The sequence below is a fragment of the Thiovibrio frasassiensis genome (assembly GCF_029607905.1).
Taxonomy (GTDB): domain Bacteria; phylum Desulfobacterota; class Desulfobulbia; order Desulfobulbales; family Desulfurivibrionaceae; genus Thiovibrio; species Thiovibrio frasassiensis.
On record NZ_JAPHEH010000003.1, the window covers coordinates 1 to 1777 of the forward strand.

Annotated in this window: 2 rRNA genes (1 of these 2 cut by a window edge); both read right to left on the reverse strand. The window is 51.0% G+C overall.

Annotated features, from left to right (window positions below):
- Positions 1–47 precede the first annotated feature (47 nt).
- Positions 48–164 (reverse strand): 5S ribosomal RNA (gene rrf / locus OLX77_RS13195).
- Between the two features lie 140 nt (positions 165–304).
- Positions 305–1777: ribosomal RNA gene (locus tag OLX77_RS13200) — 23S ribosomal RNA — on the reverse strand; it runs 1584 nt beyond the window's last position.

Genomic DNA, 1777 nt, shown 5'->3' on the forward strand with positions numbered 1-1777 from the left:
AAAAAAAACCCTTCCTTTTGAGGGGAAGGGTTTTACTACAAAAAAAGAATCGGCGGCGACCTACTCTCCCACCAAGCTTCCCTGGCAGTACCATCGGCGCTGAGAGGCTTAACTTCCGTGTGCGGAATGGGAACGGGTGTTACACTCTCGCTATGACCACCGAAAAGAGTAATCTTTTCAGCTCCAACGTTTTTAAGGCGTCGGATTACAGCGGTATATAAAAAAACTTAGATAATTGAATATCAGTTTGTTGTCCCCAATAAGACCAAGCCATAAAAGATCAAGCGCAACTGTAAAGTAAAAAATGGTCAAGCCGCACGGCTTATTAGTACCAGTAAGCTCCGTGTGTTGCCACACTTCCACATCTGGCCTATCAACGTTGTAGTCTTCAACGAGCCTTTAGGTGGGTTATCCCACGGGATATCTAATCTTGGAGTAGGCTTCCCGCTTAGATGCTTTCAGCGGTTATCCCTTCCGAACGTAGCTACCCTGCCATGCCTCTGGCGAGACAACAGGAGCACCAGCGGTTCGTCCATTCCGGTCCTCTCGTACTAGGAACAGCTCTCCTCAAATATCCTACGCCCACATCAGATAAGGACCAAACTGTCTCACGACGTTTTAAACCCAGCTCGCGTACCGCTTTAATTGGCGAACAGCCAAACCCTTGGGACCTGCTCCAGCCCCAGGATGCGATGAGCCGACATCGAGGTGCCAAACCTCCCCGTCGATATGGACTCTTGGGGGAGATAAGCCTGTTATCCCCGGCGTACCTTTTATCCGTTGAGCGACGACCCTTCCATACGGGATCGCCGGATCACTAAGACCTACTTTCGTACCTGCTCGACTTGTCAGTCTCGCAGTCAAGCTCCCTTATGCCTTTACACTCTACGGCTGGTTTCCAATCAGCCTGAGGGAACCTTCGCGCGCCTCCGTTACACTTTAGGAGGCGACCGCCCCAGTCAAACTACCCACCAGACACTGTCCCAGACCCGGATTACGGGTCGTGGTTAGAAGCCTAAAATAATCAGGGTGGTATTTCAAGGTTGACTCCGCAAGAACTAGCGTCCCTGCTTCACAGTCTCCCACCTATCCTACACAAATTATTCCAAACTCCAATGCCAAGCTATAGTAAAGGTGCACGGGGTCTTTCTGTCTTGATGCGGGTAACCGGCATCTTCACCGGTGTTACAGTTTCGCTGAGTCCCTGGTTGAGACAGTGGGGAAATCGTTACGCCATTCGTGCAGGTCGGAACTTACCCGACAAGGAATTTCGCTACCTTAGGACCGTTATAGTTACGGCCGCCGTTTACTGGGGCTTCGGTTCAAAGCTTCGCCTTGCGACTAACATTTCCCCTTAACCTTCCAGCACCGGGCAGGCGTCAGACCCTATACTGCGTCTTTCGACTTCGCAGAGTCCTGTGTTTTTAGTAAACAGTCGCTCCCCCCATTTCACTGCAACCCCCTTACGCTCCATGAGCAAGTCACTTCACGCTACGAGGGCACACCTTCTCCCGAAGTTACGGTGTTATTTTGCCGAGTTCCTTAACCAGAGTTCTCTCAAGCGCCTTGGAATACTCTTCCTACCTACCTGTGTCGGTTTACGGTACGGTCACTTTATCAACTCACTACGAGGCTTTTCCTGGCAGCATGGGATCAATCACTTTATTGCGGTAAACCGCATCGTCATCATGCCTCAGCGTTAACAAGGACCTGGATTTGCCTGGGTCCTCCGCCTACACATTTAAACCGGGACAACCAACGCCCGGATGACCTACCC